The sequence below is a fragment of the Streptococcus sp. HF-1907 genome, assembly GCF_015594605.1.
In the GTDB taxonomy this organism is placed as follows: domain Bacteria; phylum Bacillota; class Bacilli; order Lactobacillales; family Streptococcaceae; genus Streptococcus.
Genome location: NZ_JADNQT010000010.1, coordinates 20870 through 40695 on the forward strand (window position 1 = coordinate 20870; position 19826 = coordinate 40695).

Consider the following 19826-nt stretch of genomic DNA (forward strand, 5'->3'; position numbering starts at 1 on the left):
AAATCACAAATTCTTTTTATTTGTGAAATAGCTTCAGTTTTCTAACTTTAAATCAATCTGATACCTCTATTTGAACTGAAAAATGAAGTGTCCTTCGCTTAAAGCGACAGCCTAAGCCCCAAAAAAGAGTCCCTCTCGCATCATGCGACGACCTAAACCGGAAAAAAGAATCCCCCTCGCCGACAGCGACAGGAACTAGCCACTCCTTTACAAAGGACTAGCTTTTGATTTTCTACACCATAACAAGCTGAACTCACAGCTCCATACCACGATAAGGAGGTCTAAAACCATGACAGTATCACCAAAAAGAAGTCTACTCAACATCCTTTTCATCAACTTCTCCTTTATCCTTTCAAAGTAGTTTTACGATAGCTTTCTTGCCACTTATGCACATTACATCTCATCTTACGGCATGACCTTCGCCTTAGCTTTGAATGCCATCATCACCATTCTGCTGACCTACTTCACTTTTATCCTCTTTCATCTGGTCTACACTAGGCAGATTACTAGCAAGACCCTCATGGTCTCCTACTTCCTCTACGGCTTGCTTTTGCTCTATGTTCTCTTCTTCAAAAACATCGGGGTACAGGGTTATTCTTTAAATCCCCTATCTTTCATTGGCGAGATAAAAAGCGGTAGCCGCTTTGTCCCTGTGATGAACCTGCTTATGTTCATCCCCCTCGGCTGCCTCTTTGTCCCAAGCAAGGAAAATCTCTTCCTATCATTTCTGGTCTTGCTCCTTGTTGAAAGCTGCCAATACGTCTTCCACCTTGGCGTCTTCGATTTAGGCGACATCACCCTCAACCTAGCAAGCATCCTCATCGGAAGCCTCTTGCACCATTTCTTTTTTGAAAAATGGCTGCGCAAGCATCTTGTCACCGATACAAATCATTTTTTGATGTGAAATTAGCCCCAGTCAACCTTCAAAAGCGCAAGCAATTTTTACAGCAATATCACTAAAACCAAAGAGAGGAAATCATAGCGACTTCCTCTTTATTTTGTCTAAAATTTGTCAATAATCTTTTCAGAAAAAGCTGACGTTGATAAGCCTTCTTGCCCTGTTAGTTGGGCGAAATCGGCGGTCACCTGACCAGCCTTTAAGGTTTCCTCTACAGCTCTTATGATGAGAGCGCCAGCCTCTTTCCAGCCCAAGTAATCTAGCATCATAACAGCTGACAAGAGAAGGGAGCAAGGATTGGCCTTATTTTGCCCTGCGATATCTGGCGCCGTGCCGTGCGTCGCTTCGAAGATGGCGTGACCTGTTGTGTAATTGATATTAGCACCTGGTGAAATACCGATTCCTCCCACCTGAGCAGCAACCGCATCGCTAGCATAGTCACCGTTGAGATTGGTCAGAGCCACCACTTGAAATTTATCAGGATTGAGCAAAATCTGTTGTAAGAAATTATCGGCGATAATGTCGTTGATGACTAGGCGACCATCAGCAAGTTCTGTCGCGAACTCACGTTCAGCCAATTCGTAGCCCCACTTGCGAAAACCACCTTCGGTGAACTTCTGAATATTGCCCTTATGAACCAGCGTAACCGTCGTCAATTTGTTCTCTAGCGCATACTGAATAGCAGAGCGAATAAGGCGTTCAGACCCTTCTTGCGAAATCGGCTTAATCCCGATTGCAGAACTTTCTGGAAAACGGATTTTTGAAACACTCATCTCATTTTGAAGGAAATCAATGACCTTAGCCACTTCAGCCGTTCCTTTTTCCCACTCAATACCAGCATAAATATCCTCGGTATTTTCTCGAAAGATAGTGACGCTGGTCTTTTCAGGCTCTTTCAGAGGACTTGGAACTCCGTCAAAATAGCGGATAGGACGGACGCAGGCAAACAAGTCTAATTCCTGACGAAGGGCGACATTGAGCGAACGCATGCCTTGACCAACAGGCGTTCCTAGGGGACCCTTGATAGCGACCAAATCCTCTTTGATGGTTTCTAGGGTTTTAGCCGGCAAAGATTGTCCGGTCAAGGCGACAGCTTTTTCACCCGCCAAAACCTCCTGCCAAGCAATAGAACGCTCATCAGCGTAAGCCTTTGCCACCGCCCTATCCACAATCTTTTGAACATTTTTCCAAATATCCTGACCGACACCATCGCCTTCAATATAAGAAATGATTGGGTGATTGGGAACCTGCAAAAGTCCTTCTTTCATGAAAATCTTATCTGCCATACTTACCTCCGATTGATAGGAATATAAACCAAATCTGACTGACCTGTGTAATATGAACGTGGACGAATGAGCTTGTTATTTTTCTTTTGCTCCTGCACATGGGCAATCCAACCCGCCATCCGACTCATAGCGAAAATCAAGGTGAAAATATCACTGTCGATTCCTAGAGCATGGTAAACCGTCGCTGAATAAAAATCGACGTTAGGAATGAGCCCTTTCTCATGACGGATGAAATCTTCCACCTCTTGGGACAGATTGTAGAACTCTTCGTCATCCGTTCCCTGTGTCAGCGCAAGCGCCATTTCCTTCAAGTACTTCTCACGAGGGTCTGCCGTCTTATAAACACGGTGACCGAAGCCCATGATTTTTTCTTTAGAATCTAATTTTTGGCGCAGATAGCCTTCGGTATTGCCCGATTCACGAATATCCATGAGCATATCAAAGACACGCTCGTTAGCGCCGCCATGAAGAGGTCCCTTGAGGGTGCCGATTGCCGTCGTCACGCAAGAATAAATATCGGTCAGAGTTGATGCCGTTACACGCGCCGCAAAGGTTGAAGCATTGAGCTCGTGGTCCGCATGAAGAATCAAGGCCTTATTGAAGGCACGAACTTCCAATTCTGTCGGTTCTTGACCTTTCAGCATATAGAGAAAATTAGCTGCAAAATTCAAATCTTCGCGCGGTTCAATAGGAGTCAGCCCCTGACGCAATCTAGCAAAAGCTGCGATAATCGTCGGAACCTTGGCCATAATCTGAATGGATTGGTCGTAGGTCGCTTCTAAGGAATTCTCCTCAGCGTGAATATTATAAACACCCAGTAGCGAAACAGTTGACCGCAACACACTCATGGGATGCAAATGCTTGCGCGACTGAATGAGAATACACTGCTCAACCGCATCCGAAATCTTGTACTCTTGTCGCAAGCGTTCCACAAAATGATTGAGTTCAATCTGCGTTGGCAGATGCAAGTTCCACAAGAGGTAAATGATTTCTTCAAAGGATGCGTTGTTGTCCATAAATTCAGAAATGTTATAGCCTGCGTAAGACAGGACATCATTTTCGATAGCGCTGATACGCGTGTCGCAGGCAATGGTATCCTTCAAGCCCATACTCACTGTCATACTAATTCCCCCATTTTCTTCCTAACCACCATCGGTAAAATGCCACCGTAACGATAGTAGCGAATGTCCGCGTCAGCATCAAAACGCACCTTGGCTTGAAACTCTTTGACGCCCGCATCAGAAATAGCTCTTACTGTAACCACTTGACCAACTTGAACATCATCTGCCAAGTCAATATCAAAGCGTTCATAGCCCGTCAAACCGAGACTGTCAGCACTCTCTCCTTCCAAAAATTGTAAAGGAAGGATGCCCATCATGACAAGATTTGAGCGATGAATACGTTCAAACGATTCTGCTAAAACAGCTCTTACGCCAAGTAGATTAGCACCTTTAGCCGCCCAGTCACGACTTGACCCCATACCGTAGTCCTTACCAGCAATGACTAGACTTCCGATTCCTTCTTCCTTGTAAGTCATGGCAACATCGTAAATTGGCTTAATTTCATCCTTATACATAGTCCAACCGCCAATTTTCCCGTCAGCCAATGCATTTTTGATGCGGATGTTAGCAAATGTCCCACGCATCATCACCTCATGATTTCCACGACGGCTACCGTAAGAATTAAATTCTTGATAGTCAACACCGTGTTTCATGAGGTATTTAGCTGCTGGGCTGTTGCGAGCAATATTCCCTGCTGGTGAAATATGGTCTGTGGTGACCGTATCGCCAAATTTTGCCAGCACAGCTAGATTTTTCAATGGTGAAATGGTCAAATCTTCCTTCATGTTATCAAAATAAGGTGGATTTTGGATATAAGTTGACGCTTGATTCCAATCATAATTGTGACCTGTACTGGTCTCAATAGCATTCCAAGCTTGGCTATCTGTAAAGACTTGCTTGTATTCTTCCGCAAACAAATCACGTGTGACATACTTGTCCACATAAGCTGCCACCTCATCTTGATGTGGCATGATATCGTCTAGATAAACCGCTCTGCCATTGTCATCAAAACCAAGAGGTTCTGTGGTCAAATCGATATTGGTCGTACCAGCCAAAGCATAAGCCACCACAAGCGGTGGGCTAGCTAGGAAATTAGCCTTGACCAAAGGATTGATGCGTCCCTCGAAGTTACGGTTTCCTGACAAGACACCAGACACCAGCAAATCCTCTGACTTAATAGCTTCTGCCACCTCAGGCAAGAGGTCACCAGAATTCCCGATGCAGGTCGTACAGCCGTAGCCGACCAGATTAAAGCCAAGTTTATTCAAATAATCCTGAAGACCAGAATTTCTGAGGTAGCCAGTCACGACTTTTGACCCGGGCGCCAGCGATGTTTTTACCGTCTTAGGAACTGTTAAGCCACGTTCGACGGCCTTTTTGGCCAATAGCCCAGCTGACATGAGAACATAGGGATTGGACGTGTTGGTACAAGAGGTGATAGCCGCAATAGCCACATGCCCTGTTGAAATTGTCACATCCTCATCTGCAAAGTGTACAGTAGCTGATTTTGTGATTTCTTCATCTGTCAAACCAAAACCACGTACACCAACTTCTCGAGTCAGACTATTTTGGAACTCTGCCTTAGCATCCGTCAAAGCAATCAAGTCCTGAGGACGCTTAGGACCGGAAATAGACGGTTGAATTGTTGACAAATCAAGCTCTACAACCTTGGTATAGGTCGGTGTTGATTGGTCATCATAGAAAAGATGATTTGTTTTAGCATAAGCTTCCGTAAGCGCGATATGATCTTCCGAGCGATTAGTCAAGCGCATGTAGTTGAGGGTTTCATGGTCGATAGGGAAGTAGCCACAAGTTGCACCATACTCAGGTGCCATGTTAGAAACCGTTGCACGTTCTGCCAAGGACAAATTGCCCAAGCCAGGGCCGAAAAATTCAACGAACTTGCCAACAACATTTTCCTGACGAAGCACTTGAGTCACTTTCAAGGCAAGGTCTGTTGCGGTAGCGATTTTTGGCAAAGTCCCCGTCAAACGAACACCGATAACCTCAGGAACTGGGAAGTAAGAAGCTTCTCCCAACATAGCTGCCTCAGCTTCGATACCACCGACCCCCCAACCTAGAACACCGATACCGTTAATCATAGTCGTGTGGCTATCAGTTCCAAACATAGAGTCAGGGTACAAAAGACCATCTTTTTCGATGATGACATCGCTCAAAAATTCGATGTTGACTTGGTGGATGATACCCGTTGCTGGAGGAACTGCTCGGTAGTTGTCAAAAGCCTCCTCAGCCCATTTTAGAAATTCATAGCGCTCGCTATTACGCGAAAATTCCAGTGCCATATTTTCTTCCAAGGCAGTCTCACGACCGAAAACATCCACCTGAACGCTGTGGTCAATGACCAAATCGACAGGAATCTCAGGATTGATTAACTCAGGATCGCCACCACGTGCAACCAATGCATCACGCATAGAAGCAAGATCCACCACAACTGGCACACCTGTGAAATCCTGCAAAATCACGCGGCTGGGTTTAAAAGGAACCTCACCTTTAGGAGCAGAGGCTTGATAAGCAATCAGATTAGCAATGTCATCATTTGTAACACTACTACCATCTTTTTTTCGCAATAAACTCTCTAATAAAATACGGATAGTATAAGGGAGATTACTAATATCTATACCAGCATTTTGGCAAGCTAGAGCTACATCAAAATAAGAAAAACTGTTTAGTCCATGATTAAGTGTCTTTTTGCTATCTATCACTATATCCAAACCTCCATTTTATATTGGAATTATTATACAATAATCTGAAAATTTGGTCAATAGTTTTTCTGTCTATTGTGTTATATTTTATGACATATGTAGTTTGCGATCAACTTCATTAGGCATCGTCATACTCCAAGTAATTACAAATAATCAGTAGAAAATACTCATTTCGCTATGCCAATTTGATTATTTCATCTATTTTGATATAGATTTATAAAAAAACTTTACCAGTTAAGTATTTTGTGCTATACTATTTCTGTTAACGTTAATAATACTTTCAAGGAGGTGCTTATGGCGGAAAAAACTGATTTATCGTCTGCCTACCGTAGACTCAAAAGTCCTAATATCAAGACGCGCAAACGAGCTTTAAAAATCATTCATGACTACAAACGTTATGGAAAGAAAGCTTGATTAAAACAGTATAAGTTCAGACAAAAAGGTAGCAACCCTCTCTCCAGGTTGCTACCTTTTTTTAATTATAGTTATGACTATTCAAGTATTACCGACACCTTATTGCTTTCTACCATAAAAACAAACGAACTTACCTTATTTAGCTTTTAAAGCTGACAAAACTTGCGTACGGACATCTTCCACACCTTCTGGACCATTTGGCAAGAAAATCGTTTGATTTCCTTTAGCCGCAAAAGTATTGAGCGTATCTAGATACTGGTTTGTCAAAAGAATTGACATGATTTGTTCTTCATTTAGGGTCACATTAGCATCTTTGAGTTCTTGAATGGATTCAGCCAGACCGTCAACAATGGCTTTACGTTGTTGGGCAATACCGACCCCGTGAAGGCGGTCTTTTTCAGCCTCAGCTTCGGCAGCTGTGACGATTTTGATTTTATCAGCTTCTGCCAATTCTTGGGCCGCCACACGTTTACGTTGCGCAGCATTGATTTCATTCATAGATTGCTTGACTTCGGCGTCAGGCTCTACCTTGGTAATCAAGGTTTTGACGATAATATAACCGTAAGTTGACATTTCTTCTGCCACTTGATGTTGCACTTCGAGGGCGATTTCATCTTTCTTTTCAAACAATTCATCCAAAGTTAGTTTGGGAACAGAAGAACGAAGTGCGTCTTCGATGTAAGACTTGATTTGTGACTCTGGTTTCATGAGTTTGTAGTAAGCATCCGTTACATTTTGCTCATTGACACGGTATTGAGTCGCAACATTTAAGGTAACAAAGACATTATCCTTAGTCTTGGTTTCAACAACAATCTCAGATTGCAAGAGTCGTAACTGGACACGTGCAGCAATTTTATCAATCCCTAAAGGCAAGCGAACGTGAATCCCGCTGGTAGCCGTTGCCTGATATTTCCCAAAGCGCTCAATGATTGCAACTGACTGTTGCTTGACAACATAGAGACCGCTCGAAATTACCAGAATGACGATAAATAAAATAAAAATCACAAAAATAAGTAAAAACATAGTCCTAAAACCTCCTAAACTACATTATTTTCTATAAAAATAATTACCAAAAAGAGCAATCATTGCAGACCTCATAACAAACTAAGTCGCAGTCATCGGTATCACCTATTTGTGTTTTTTTGTTAATACAATTATATTTTATTTAGCTATAAAGTCAAGAAAAAACTTTAAAAAAGAAGTTAAGACAAAAAGTCTCAACCTCTCATTTATAGTTTCAACCTACTACCAGTCGCACTCTCGTCAGACTAGCAAATTATAAAGGCTTTCATTCCCGTGAAGGTTAATGTAAGATGGGTCAAAGTTTGATAGACGCTCTAGTAAAGCAGGATAATCTTTCTTGTCCGCTAAGGCAACCCCAATCAAAACAGGTCCTTTTCCTCGACTAGCGCGCTTGATGTATTCAAAACGAGTAATATCGTCATCTGGTCCCAAGATATTGTTTACAAATTCACGGAGGGCACCTGGACGTTGTGGGAAATTAACCACGAAATAATGTTTAACACCATCATAAATAAGGGCACGCTCTTCCATTTCCTGCATACGGTTGATATCATTATTACCGCCTGAGATGATGCAAACAACTGTTTTACCCTTAATCTCGTCTTTCATGACTTCAAGCGCAGCGATGCTGGCAGCTCCTGCCGGCTCTGCAATAATCCCTTGCTTAGAATACATGTCAATCAAAGTTTCTGAAATCAAGCCTTCGTCCACACCGACCAATGTATCAACATATCGACGAGCGACTTCATAAGTGTTATCACCAACTTTTTGGACCGCAATCCCATCCGCAAACTTATCAATGGTTTCCAATTTCACAGGATGTCCCTTGTCAAAGGCTGCGCGCATGCTACGTGCACCGTTAGCTTCCACACCAACCACTTCGATTTCAGGAGCAACATCTTTCATGTAAGTTGCTACGCCAGCAATCAAGCCACCGCCACCAACTGGAACGAAGATGTTATCAAAATTAACGCCTTCTGCTTGTGACTGCTCATAAATCTCATAGGCAACCGTTCCTTGACCAGCCTGAACATTATCATCATCAAAAGGTGCGATAAAGGTCATGCCTTCTGCTTTGGTATACTCTTGAGCAGCAGCTGCTGACGCATCAAAAGTATCTCCAACTAATTTAATGGTTACGAAAGGACCGCCAAAGAAACGGACTTGTCCAACTTTTTGTTGTGGTGTCGTGATAGGCATGAAAATTGTTGCAGGAATTTTCATTTCATTACAAGTATAGGCCACCCCTTGGGCGTGATTTCCAGCACTAGCACAGACTACTCCACGACTTTTATCTTCGTCAGATAGTTGGTGAATAGCATAATAAGCCCCACGAATTTTGAAAGAACGAACTTTTTGCATGTTTTCACGTTTGAGGTAAACAGTCGCTCCATATTTTTCTGATAAATAACGGTCAAAATCAAGTGGTGTACGTTCTACAACATCTTTCAAGACTTGATAAGCCGCTACAACATCCTTAGCTGTAATCATTACATTTCCTCTTTATTCTAAGGCATTAACGCCAAGTTAAGTTAATTGTGTAAAAACAGGCAAAAGCGCCGGTAAGCCGACGCTGAATCTTTACCTTAATTGGCTAATATCTTAGTTGTAGATTTTGAATGCATCATCGTCGTTTTGTCCAACGAACGGCATTGCTTTACGCAATTCAACACCAATCTTTTCAATTTCAAGTTCTTCAGCTTCTTTACGGTAAGCTTTCAAACGTGGGAAGCCAGCATCGTGATCTTCAACGAATTCACGTGCAAATTTACCTGATTGGATATCAGCAAGTGCAGCTTTCATGTTTTCTTTGACTTCTGGACCGATGACACGTGGACCAGTTACAAAGTCACCAAATTCTGCAGTATTTGAACATGATTGACGCATTTTCTTGAAGCCACCTTCGTAGATAAGGTCAACGATAAGTTTCATTTCATGAAGAACTTCAAAGTAAGCCAATTGTGGTGCATAACCAGCTTCAGTCAACACTTCGAAACCTGCTTCAATAAGGTGTGTCAAACCACCCATAAGAACTGCTTGTTCACCAAACAAATCTTCTTCTGTTTCTTCTTTAAATGTTGTTACAAGCAAGCCAACACGTGCAGAACCGATACCTTTAGCCCAGTCCATTGCAATGTCTTTGGCATTTCCAGTAGCATCTTGGTAGACAGCGTAAAGTGCTGGAACACCAAAACCTTCTGTATATGTACGACGTACCAAGTGACCTGGTCCTTTAGGAGCAACCATGAAGACATCAACATCTTCTGGAGCTTTAATGTAGCCAAAATGAATATTAAATCCATGGGCAAAACCAAGAGCTTTACCTGCACTCAAGTTTGGCGCAATTTCATCTTTATAGATGTCTTTTTGAATTTCATCTGGTGCCAAAACCATAACAACGTCTGCTTGTTTAACAGCTTCCGCTACTTCAAATGTTTCAAAGCCATCTTCTTTAGCTTTGTCAAATGATTTACCAGCACGCACACCGATAATCACATCATAACCTGAATCACGCAAGTTTTGTGAATGAGCATGACCTTGTGAACCATAACCAATAACGGCAATTTTTTTGCCTGCAAGTGCGTCTACTTTTACATCATTTTCGTATTCCATTGTTACTGCCATAGTAATATATCTCTTTTCTAAAAATTTTTATTTATTGCCCGAAGGCATAGTTAACTAAGTTTAAAAGATTTATGAAAAATCTCGGGAGAATCCTGTGGCGCCTGTACGAGCAATATTGCGGATTCCATAAGGTTGAATAACTCTAATCAAGGCCTCAATCTTATCTGCATCACCTGTCATCTGAATCGTGATAGACTTAGGTGCCACATCAACAACATTAGCACGGAAAGGCTGGATAATCGCTAAAATTTCAGCACGCTTAACTGGTGGTGCAGAAACTTTAATCAGAATAACTTCACGTTCCAAGTGAGGAATATCCGTGATATCACGGACACGAACCACATCAATCAAGCGATTGAGTTGCTTAATGATTTGTTCAACTTCCTCCAGATTTTCAACATCAATGATGATGGTAATTCGTGAAATATCTGGAATATCCGTGTGTCCAACGGAGATGGATTCAATATTGACCTGTCTGCGAGAAAGCACACCTGTGAAGCGATTGAGAACACCAGTTGAGTTTTTCAGTTTTGCTGTTAACATTCTACGCATTGAACTTCACCCCCAACATTTCAGCATTGCTCTTACCAGATGGTACCATCGGATAAACATGTTCACGATTTGAAATATTGACCTCAATCAACATTGGTTTATTTTCAGTAATGACTTGTAAATCCTCTTCCAAGGTATTTGGATCTGAGAATTTGTAATGAGCGATGCCATAGGCTTCAGCCATGAGCTGGAAGTTTGGCTCATCATCAAAGGTGGACTCAGAACGATGTTCATCATAGAAAGATTCCTGCCACTGACGAACCATTCCAAGTGAATGGTTATTGATGAGAACGACCTTAATTGGTACACCATAGCCATTCAAAATAGCTAATTCTTGGTTGGTCATCTGGAAGCCACCATCACCGACAAAGAGAATAACTTCTTTATCTGGGTTTGCTAGTTTGGCACCGACTGCTGCCGGAATACCAAAGCCCATGGTTCCCAAACCGCCAGAAGTAATAATCTGTCTTTCCTTTTTGAAAGGATAGAATTGAGCGGTCCACATTTGGTGCTGACCAACGTCGGTAACCACAATAGCCTCACCCTTGGTAATTTTACCGATTGTTTCAATAGCGTGCTGTGGTTTGATGATAGATTCATTGAAATCATAGTCAAATGGTGCTTTAGCTTTATTAGCTAAAACTTCCTCAGTCCAATCAGAATGTCTTGTATGAACTTCTTCAGCTTCTAACAAAATCTGCAAAGCTCTCTTAGCATCGCCTACAATCGGAATCTGTGTTTTAACCACTTTACCAATTTCAGCTGGGTCAATATCCACATGAGCTACAACTGCATTCTTAGCAAAAGTAGCTGGATTTCCCGTCAAACGATCGGCAAAACGTGAACCAAAGTTGATCATAAAATCGCAACGAGTCAAGGCCATATTAGAAGCGTAAGAACCGTGCATACCACCCATTCCTAGCGATAAAGGATGATCAATAGGCATAACACCTAAGCTCAAAAGAGTGGAAACAACAGGAATATTGTAACGTTCTGCAAAAGCAATCAACTCCTCAGAAGCACCTGAGTAGTTAACACCACCACCAGCAACGATGAGAGGCTTTTTCGCTTTTCTCAACTGTTGCAAAATCTTTTTAACTTGAAGAGCATTCGGCTCAACTGTTGGTTGGTAGCTAGGAATATTGACTTCTGGATCGTTGTAGACGCTTGTCTTAGCCTCTGACACATTTTTAGGAAGGTCAATGACAACTGGTCCTGGACGACCTGTTGTGGCAATATGGACAGCTTCGGTCACGATACGAGGGATATCAGCCACATCACGAATTTGGTAATTATATTTGGTGATTGGCATGGTCACACCGATAATGTCAGCTTCCTGGAAAGCATCCTTACCAATTCCTGGTGTAGCTACTTGACCTGTGAAGACCAACATAGGCACGCTATCGCTCATCCCATCGGCAATCCCTGTAATGGCATTAGTAGCACCTGGACCGCTGGTAACAATTGAAACACCGAGCTTGCCAGTTGATTTGGCATAGCCTTCAGCTTCATGGAGGGCTCCCTGCTCATGACGAGCTAAAATATGGCGAATACCTTCAAATTCGTAAATGGCATCGTAAAGTGGCAAGACAGCACCACCTGGATAACCAAAAATGGTTTCAACACCTAAACTTTTTAGAGTTTCAAGAACTAACTCTGAACCGTTTTTAAGTTCTTCTAAATGTATTTGTTTCACAAGCTCCTCCTTCTCATGTATTTTTCAAATTTTCTAAAAATTCGAAACCTTACATAGTATGATAACATTTTCTGATGATTTTGCAATAGTTTTTTTGGTAAATAAATCGCTTACTTCTTTATTTTCTGATATTTATCATCTTATTGATTTCAATTCATTTGGTTTAGTAGCGACAAGTTAGTTTTCAAAGAAAAAGGTGGAATTGATTTCCACCTTAAAATATGTTTAAGAACCTTTATTTTTTAGCGCGATCCTTGTCTTCAGCTTCACGTTCAGCTTTGCGTTCTTCAAACTCTTCTTGACTCATCATTGAGCCACCAAAGTTTGCTGATGAAGCAAAAGCTGTGTAACGACGCAACCAGCCACTTGAAATTTTTGATTTGAACGGTTTGAGGTCTTTACGACGTTCTTCTAAAGTCGCATCATCAACCATCAAATCAATGGTACGGTTGGTCAAGTCAATGCAAATTTCGTCGCCATCTTTGATAAGAGCGATATTTCCGCCTTCTGCAGCCTCTGGAGAAATGTGACCAATAGCGATACCACGTGTGGCACCTGAGAAACGACCGTCTGTGATAAGGGCTACATCTTTACCAAGACCGCGTCCAACGATTTTAGAAGTTGGTGCAAGCATTTCTGGCATGCCTGGACCGCCTTGAGGACCTTCGTAACGAATAACCACAACATGACCTTTTTGGACAGTTCCATTGTCAATCAATTCAAGCGCTTCGTCTTGTGAATCACAACAGATGGCTTTACCACGGAAAGTTTTAACAGAAGGATCTACACCACCGACCTTGATAACGGCACCGTCTTGTGCAATATTTCCGTAAAGAATTGATAGACCACCAACTGGTGAAATTGGACTTTCAATTGGGTGAATGATTTCTTCGTTTTTGATAACAGCGTCAGACACATTTTCCTTAAGGGTCTTACCAGTGACAGTGATACGGTCACCCTTGATAGAACCGTTTTTAATCAATTGGTTGATGATAGCTGACACACCACCAGCATCGTGAACATCATGCATAGTGTAAATAGATGATGGAGCAATTTTTGAAAGGTAAGGTGTTTTCTTAGCAATTTCATTGATATCTTTAAGGTCGTAGTCAATACCTGCTTCGCGAGCGATAGCAAGGGTGTGAAGAACAGTGTTAGTTGAACCACCCATAGCCATATCAAGAGCAAAGGCATCATCAATAGCTTCTTTTGTGACAATATCACGTGGGCGAATGTCATTCTTGATGTTTTCCATCAATTGTGTTGCAGCTTGACGAACCAATTCACGACGTTCATCTGAAACCGCAAGGATAGTACCATTACCAGGAAGGGCAAGACCGAGCACTTCCATCAATGAGTTCATTGAATTAGCTGTGAACATTCCTGAACATGAACCACAAGTTGGGCAGGCATTTTTTTCCAAGAAATCAAGTTCTTCTTTAGACATATCACCTGCTTGGTAGGTACCTACAGCTTCAAAGAGGCTTGAAAGAGTAGCTTGGTGACCAGTCATGTCAACGCCGCCTTTCATTGGACCACCTGAACAGAAGACAGCTGGCACATTGGTACGTATAGCTGCTAAAATCATTCCTGGGGTAATTTTATCACAGTTTGGGATATAGAAAACACCATCAAACCAGTGAGCATTGATAACAGTTTCTGCAGCGTCAGCGATGATTTCACGTGAGGGAAGGCTGTAACGCATTCCGATATGCCCCATAGCAATCCCATCATCAACACCAATAGTATTAAATTCAAATGGGATACCACCCGCCTCACGGATAGCTTCCTTAGCGATATCTGCTAATTCGCGCAAATGAACGTGTCCTGGTACGATATCAATGTAAGAATTACAAATCGCAATAAATGGTTTTTGCATATCTTTAGCTGATTTTACTTGTCCAGTCGCATAAAGAAGACCACGGGCAGGTGCTTTATCAACACCAACTTTAATCATATCACTTCGCATAAGCATTTCCTCGTTCTATCTTTTATCTTACATTAAATGTTAACACTTTTTTAGCTATTGTCAACTGAATTTTCTGACTATTTTTGGTGAAACGTTTTCTTAATTTTCTAATACCAGATTTACTTGGGTATTTGAAAAGCAAAAAAGAGCCAGACCAATCGCCTAGCTCCTACTAATTATTCAACACTCATGAGGTATGGGTAAACGGGTTGTCCACCTTGGTGGATTTCCACTTCAACATCTTCATAAGTTTCTTCTAGGTATTCAGAAATAACTTCTGCCAACTCTTGATTACCTTCTTCACCAACGTAGATGGCTACGATTTCGCTATCTTCGTCAATCATTTTGGCAAAGGTATCTTTAAGGGCAACAACAATATCTGGATTTGAAACAACGATTTTACCATCGACCATTCCAAGAATATCATTTTCATGAATCTCAAGACCGTCAATTGTTGTATCACGAACAGCAAGTGTGACACTTCCGCTGACAACATCTGAAAGGCTAGCTGTCATAGCAGTAACATTTTCTTCCAATGATTTACTTGGGTCAAAAGCAAGAAGGCTTGTGAATCCTTGTGGCACTGTGCGTGTTTCGACAACTGCTGCTGGAACATCAACCACATCTGCTGCTGATTGTGCAGCCATGAAGATATTTTTGTTATTTGGCAAGATAATCACGTTTTTAGCATTTACTTCTTCGATAGCTTTAACAATGTCTTCTGTTGATGGGTTCATTGTTTGACCACCTGAGATGATGTAGTCAACGCCTTGTGATTTGAAGATTTCGGCTAGGCCGTCACCTGCTACTACTGCAATGACGCCGTAATCTTTTGCTTCTTGTTGAACTGGCGCAGCTTCTTTTTCTAGAACAGCTTCGTGTTGACCACGCATGTTGTCCACTTTAACTTTAACGAGTGCTCCGTACTTAAGACCTTCTTGAAGGACAAGTCCTGGGTCTTCAGTGTGGACGTGTACTTTAGCAATTTCATCGTCATTAACCACAATGAGTGAGTCACCAAGGCCACTCAAGTAGCCTGAAAACTCTTCATAGTTGAACTCTTTCACATAGGTTGGACCTTGTTTAAGAGAGACCATGATTTCAGTACAGTAACCGTAAGTGATGTCCTCTGTCGCCACGTGTCCTGCAACTGATTTGTGGTGCTCAGCGTTGATCATTTCAGTCATGATAGCTGGTGTTACTTGGAACTCTTCAGAAGCAATATAGTCGCCAGTAAGAGCTGACAAGAAACCTTCGTAGATGAAGACAAGACCTTGACCACCAGAGTCGACAACGCCAACTTCTTTCAGAACTGGAAGCAATTCTGGTGTCTTAGCAAGGGCTGCTTTGGCGCCATCAAGAGCTGCGCGCATAACTTCAACCGCATCGTTAGTTTCTTCTGCTTTTTTTAGGGCAGTTGTCGCTGCACCACGTGAAACAGTGAGGATTGTTCCTTCAACAGGTTTCATAACGGCTTTGTAAGCTACTTCAACCCCTGCTTGGAAAGCGTGAGCTAGGTCACTACCTGTCAATTCATCCTTACCTTTAACACTTTGACCGAATCCACGGAACAACTGCGATGTGATAACACCTGAGTTACCACGGGCACCCATCAAAAGACCTTTTGAAAGGATTTGTCCGACTTCACCAACTGTTGAAGCTGGTTTGTCTGCAACTTCTTTAGCCCCGTTTTCCATGGTCATGCCCATATTTGTACCAGTATCACCATCAGGAACTGGGAAAACGTTCAATGAGTTAACATATTCTGCTTGTTTACTTAAACGAGTACTGGCCGCTTGAACCATCTCTTGAAATAAACTTGTCGTAATATTTGACACTAATCTTCTCCTACAACTTTAATATTTTGTACGTAAACATTCACCATATCTGCTGAAATTCCCAATTGATTTTCAAGATTGAACTTGACACGTTCTTGAATGTTTTTTGACACTTCACTGATTTTAACACCGTAACTCATAACAGTGTAAACGTCAACTGAAATTCCTGCTTCCGTTGATTTAACAACAACACCTTTTGCGTAGTTTTCTTTACGCAAGAGCGCTTGGAAGTTATCTTTTAGAGCACTTTTGCTCGCCATGCCAACAACGCCAAAAATTTCCGTTGCTGAGCCTCCAACGACGGTTGCAATGACGTCATCAGAAAGCTCGATTTGACCATCTTTTGTATTAATTTTTACAGTCATATCTACTACCTCAAAAAGTTTTTATCAGTTTATTTTACCATATCTTAAGAACAATGTAAAAAAATATAGGCAGTTTTCGCATAAGATAAGGCTTTCAAGGAAAATAAAAAAGCCCCGAGGGACAATGTCATTAAGTTAAGACATTGCCGGAGAATTGGTACAGCACTCTTAGACGAATTGTTAGTTTAAGAGTGCTGTTTTCTTGTTTCTTGGCGCACAAAATGCCTTAGCACACTGCTCTTTGCTCACTATTCATCGCCTTTTATGCTATTCTATAGATAAAACTGACAACTGTTTGGTAACGTATCTTTCGCTTGTGTTTTCGGTGTTGACGTGTGGGAACTAAGTGACTTGAGAGGTAATCAAATAGTTGTTTGGTAGGGATTTTATCACTCAAAAAGAGACGACAAGCGTAAGCAGCGTCTGAAAAATTAATGGGATAGACATAACGGTTACTTACTTTTTGAGCCATTTGTGAAGAGACTGCACGCGTAAAGTTGTACATGGTTAAGTGAGCAAAAATCTCTTGGTGAATCCCTACCACTTTTTTCGAATGAAAACTGACCAGCCCTAAGTTGTATTTTAAGGCTCTAAAAGAAGTCTCTATGCCCCATCTACTGGCGTAGAGGCTTTTTAATGTCTCAGCATCGAAATCTGTGTTAGTAACCAAGGATTCAAAGCTGCCATTCTCAAGTTCAAAGCAGACCATTCTAAATGTCAGTGAATAGGTCATAAATTCCTTGCTTGATTGAGGCAGAAAGTCAAAGGCTTGATGGCTTGGTAACCATTTATAGTTTGGATTATGTTTAACGTGATTAGAGTTCTTACGTGTTAAAAAGAGCTGAATCTTTTCATCTAGACAACTATTCTCAGGAAGTTTCAAGCTCCGCTTCATTCCAGACTTGCCTCCTTTAATCCGAATGACATAATCCCAGTCTCTTTCCTGACAATGCGTCATGAGATTATAGGACTCATAGCCTCTGTCTGCGATGACTAAGCCTTTAGCGAAAGGGAGAGCTTTCCATCATGTCAATCACTGCACGCCGTTCGTCCATCTGCCTTCTAGGTTGAATTCGAGCGTCAAGATAGAGTCCCTGAGTTAGGTCATACAAGGCATTGAGATGAAGGAGATTATAAGCACGCCCACCAGTGTTTGACGAACAATAGGAGTCAGGGTCACCTGGATTAACCGGGATGTTTAGATCTGTCCCGTAAACTGCCAAAATAGGATAATCCGTTGTTGGGTAAATTTCTTTCGTAAAGGCATGAAAAAGTGCCTGAAAAGCTTCAGGTTTCACTTTGTAACGACTCTGTACGAAAGCTGAATTGGAGATAGGGTGACCAAGTTGAAGTAACTCTCGTGATAAGGTCTGCCCGCCCATTTCTAATAAGGTAAGCAGGACTTGGTCAAAACCCAGTTTGCGACTTCTCGTGAAATCCTTTGAGGGATTATAGACATAATCTGCTGCATATGAGGTAATTTGTTTCACACAATGGAGTAACTGATTTTTGATAAGGTTAGACATCTGATTTTACCTCCTAGCTTTAGTCTACTACAAGGAAATAGAAAAAGACTAGCAGAAACTTCTTCTGTTAGTCTTAACTTAATGACATTGCCCCGAGGGACCTTTTTTGTTATTATACGCGTTGTACTTTACCAGATTTAAGCGCACGAGCTGAAACCCAAACTTTTTTTGGTTTACCATCGATAAGAACAGTAACTTTTTGAAGATTTGGTTTAACAGTACGTTTTGTTTGGTTCATCGCGTGTGAACGGTTGTTACCAGAAACTGTTTTACGTCCTGTGAAGTAACATACTTTAGCCAATACAATTTCCTCCTATATTGATCAATATTTACGGATGTGCTAGCACCACATACTAGGATAGTATACCATATCTATCAGTGTAATGCAATATATTTTTATTATGAATCAATTCCGAAAGTCCGTTTTTTGCCATCTATCACTCTTTGGAGGAACATTTTGACCATCAAAAAAGAGTATGGTGTGCTCAAATCGCCTTGTTCAGTGTGATTTAGAATTGAAAGGAGTACTGTTCTCCCCAAAAGGGCAGATTCCTACCTTGGTCTTAAGGGAAACTTTTAAACTTAAACAACCCAACTGGCCAAATGTGACGTCTGCCCGTGATTGAGCTTGTACAAGGCGAAGCCTACCAGGACTAGAAAGCTCATGGTGACAACTACTTTCATTTTAGCTAAGCCCCTAATGGTGTGATTTTCCAAATGAAAATCCCTGTCCAATCGCCCATTTAGCCTCTCGATACTCGTCCATTCTTTGTAAAGTCTCTTAAACTTAGCACTGGAACGAGCTACGATAGTGACTATAATAGGCTCAACACTACGCTTAAAACGATAAATCTTAGAATTATTGTATTTAGGATGAAAGCCATAACGTAGGCTGTCCGAAGACTTATCGTAACCTTTGTAAACCAACTCAATCGCTTTGCCATTGTCAGCCACATACCAAACTTGGCCACTCTGATTGTCAATCAAATCAGTATCTAAATACTGTCTGGGCTAGTCCTCTTTCCACTGGTGCTTATTGTCAATGATAGGGATAATTGCGGCTTCTTCTAAGAGAGTCTGGAGAGGCTTGCCACTATAACCTTTATCAGCCATTAGGCACTTGGCTCTGTCAAGAATGGTCTGACTCATGTTTCTGATTGTCCTTTTGGCAATTGTCGTCTCGGCTCTCCTTTAGAAGCTGGTGTCACTTCCCAATCAACTGGTAAGCCGCACTTAGTATCCGCAAATAAGTGGAGACGATACCCAAAATGATTAATGGGTAAGACCTGACCGTTAGGTAATTACGTCTCTTTCTTGGAGAAATCAGCGTCTAAATCAGAGCGGTGGTCCCGTCTTTTCTTATTCTTTTGATACGAACTAGCGTAACTGTCTAGATACTTCCCGTCTAAGGCCAAATGGACACCAAAACCAGGTAAGCTGTCATAGACCACGGCGACCGCAGTTTTAGCCCAAGCCTCTAAGTTGTCAACGACTGCTTCTAAGTCTGTCATAAAACGTGAGAAACTGGCTGCCGATGGGGCACGGACTTTCTTGGAGCTCCCATCTTTTAGAGTAACAGAGTGAGTCTCGAAGCCACAGATTTGACATAGCTGACTGTTACAGTTGAGTTGACAAATCAGTTGCCTGTCAGTTTGAAATTGAAGCACTAATTTGGCAATATAGGCTATAAAGTAAGACTCAACACTATAGTCTTGACGCCCTCCTTTACGTTTGGATTCTATCTGTTCAAGTAGACCTGTCTCAGGAAGGCTATCAACCACAGCTAAAATTTTTTCTAAATCACCTAGTTCTGTCTCCTCAAAGAGGTTGAGTTGTGTTACACTTTTTAT

General features: G+C 41.7%; 18 protein-coding genes and 1 pseudogene. 2 read left to right on the forward strand and 17 right to left on the reverse strand.

All coding sequences use genetic code 11. From position 1 onward, the window contains the following. Nucleotides 1-289 precede the first annotated feature (289 nt). A pseudogene (locus tag IYQ92_RS06460) lies at nt 290-904 on the forward strand (VanZ family protein). 98 nt (nt 905-1002) lie between these two features. On the opposite strand, the gene icd reads toward IYQ92_RS06460, so the two are convergent. Genes icd through acnA form a run of 3 tightly spaced genes read right to left on the reverse strand, consistent with a single transcriptional unit; the run spans nt 1003 to nt 5968 of the window. Then, entirely contained in the window at nt 1003-2184 is a 1182-nt protein-coding gene (gene icd, locus IYQ92_RS06465; RefSeq protein ID WP_195675911.1) for an NADP-dependent isocitrate dehydrogenase, read from the reverse strand. A gap of 2 nt (nt 2185-2186) precedes the next feature. Further along, on the reverse strand, nt 2187-3305 hold the full coding sequence (locus IYQ92_RS06470) for a citrate synthase (protein ID WP_195675912.1): 1119 nt from the start codon (nt 3303-3305) through the stop codon (nt 2187-2189). Beyond that, on the reverse strand, nt 3302-5968 hold the full coding sequence (gene acnA, locus IYQ92_RS06475) for an aconitate hydratase AcnA (protein ID WP_374110338.1): 2667 nt from the start codon (nt 5966-5968) through the stop codon (nt 3302-3304). The genes IYQ92_RS06470 and acnA overlap by 4 nt, the downstream gene beginning before the upstream one ends. Nucleotides 5969-6262: 294 nt before the next feature. Here acnA and IYQ92_RS06480 point away from each other — a divergent pair, with 294 nt between their 5' ends. After that, a complete protein-coding gene (locus IYQ92_RS06480) occupies nt 6263-6382 on the forward strand; it encodes a putative metal homeostasis protein (RefSeq protein ID WP_195675913.1) in 120 nt (39 codons plus the stop codon). 135 nt (nt 6383-6517) lie between these two features. Here IYQ92_RS06480 and IYQ92_RS06485 read toward each other — a convergent pair whose 3' ends face one another. From IYQ92_RS06485 to IYQ92_RS10305, 14 genes are all read right to left on the reverse strand, one after another. Continuing rightward, nucleotides 6518-7405, reverse strand: coding sequence for an SPFH domain-containing protein (locus IYQ92_RS06485; RefSeq protein WP_195675914.1), 888 nt, complete (start codon nt 7403-7405; stop codon nt 6518-6520). Nucleotides 7406-7645: 240 nt separating this feature from the next. Then, entirely contained in the window at nt 7646-8896 is a 1251-nt protein-coding gene (gene ilvA, locus IYQ92_RS06490) for a threonine ammonia-lyase IlvA (protein ID WP_195675915.1), read from the reverse strand. 111 nt (nt 8897-9007) lie between these two features. After that, nucleotides 9008-10030 carry a ketol-acid reductoisomerase gene (gene ilvC / locus IYQ92_RS06495; RefSeq protein ID WP_195675916.1) on the reverse strand — a complete coding sequence of 341 codons (1023 nt, stop codon included), beginning with the start codon at nt 10028-10030 and terminating at the stop codon, nt 9008-9010. A 69-nt stretch (nt 10031-10099) separates the two neighbouring features. After that, on the reverse strand, nt 10100-10582 hold the full coding sequence (ilvN, locus tag IYQ92_RS06500) for an acetolactate synthase small subunit (RefSeq protein WP_195675917.1): 483 nt from the start codon (nt 10580-10582) through the stop codon (nt 10100-10102). Further along, nucleotides 10575-12278 carry an acetolactate synthase large subunit gene (locus IYQ92_RS06505; protein WP_195675918.1) on the reverse strand — a complete coding sequence of 568 codons (1704 nt, stop codon included), beginning with the start codon at nt 12276-12278 and terminating at the stop codon, nt 10575-10577. Before IYQ92_RS06505 ends, ilvN begins: the two co-directional genes overlap by 8 nt. A gap of 235 nt (nt 12279-12513) precedes the next feature. Next, nucleotides 12514-14247: a dihydroxy-acid dehydratase gene (gene ilvD / locus IYQ92_RS06510; protein WP_195675919.1), complete on the reverse strand. Its 1734-nt coding sequence runs from the start codon at nt 14245-14247 to the stop codon at nt 12514-12516. A gap of 176 nt (nt 14248-14423) precedes the next feature. Beyond that, entirely contained in the window at nt 14424-16085 is a 1662-nt protein-coding gene (locus IYQ92_RS06515) for a DAK2 domain-containing protein (RefSeq protein ID WP_195675920.1), read from the reverse strand. After that, nucleotides 16085-16450: an Asp23/Gls24 family envelope stress response protein gene (locus IYQ92_RS06520; protein WP_195675921.1), complete on the reverse strand. Its 366-nt coding sequence runs from the start codon at nt 16448-16450 to the stop codon at nt 16085-16087. The genes IYQ92_RS06515 and IYQ92_RS06520 overlap by 1 nt, the downstream gene beginning before the upstream one ends. Before the next feature lie 262 nt (nt 16451-16712). Continuing rightward, nucleotides 16713-17408 carry a transposase gene (locus tag IYQ92_RS06525; protein WP_195675954.1) on the reverse strand — a complete coding sequence of 232 codons (696 nt, stop codon included), beginning with the start codon at nt 17406-17408 and terminating at the stop codon, nt 16713-16715. A 43-nt stretch (nt 17409-17451) separates the two neighbouring features. After that, nucleotides 17452-17976, reverse strand: coding sequence for a hypothetical protein (locus IYQ92_RS06530; RefSeq protein WP_195675922.1), 525 nt, complete (start codon nt 17974-17976; stop codon nt 17452-17454). A 112-nt stretch (nt 17977-18088) separates the two neighbouring features. Next, complete coding sequence (rpmB, locus tag IYQ92_RS06535) at nt 18089-18277, reverse strand: 50S ribosomal protein L28 (protein WP_195675923.1); 189 nt, start codon at nt 18275-18277, stop codon at nt 18089-18091. A 281-nt stretch (nt 18278-18558) separates the two neighbouring features. Then, a complete protein-coding gene (locus tag IYQ92_RS10295) occupies nt 18559-18963 on the reverse strand; it encodes a transposase (protein WP_229311333.1) in 405 nt (134 codons plus the stop codon). Nucleotides 18964-18987: 24 nt separating this feature from the next. After that, nucleotides 18988-19125: a hypothetical protein gene (locus tag IYQ92_RS10300; protein ID WP_229311334.1), complete on the reverse strand. Its 138-nt coding sequence runs from the start codon at nt 19123-19125 to the stop codon at nt 18988-18990. A gap of 152 nt (nt 19126-19277) precedes the next feature. Beyond that, a complete protein-coding gene (locus IYQ92_RS10305; RefSeq protein ID WP_324253065.1) occupies nt 19278-19757 on the reverse strand; it encodes a transposase in 480 nt (159 codons plus the stop codon). Nucleotides 19758-19826 lie beyond the last annotated feature (69 nt).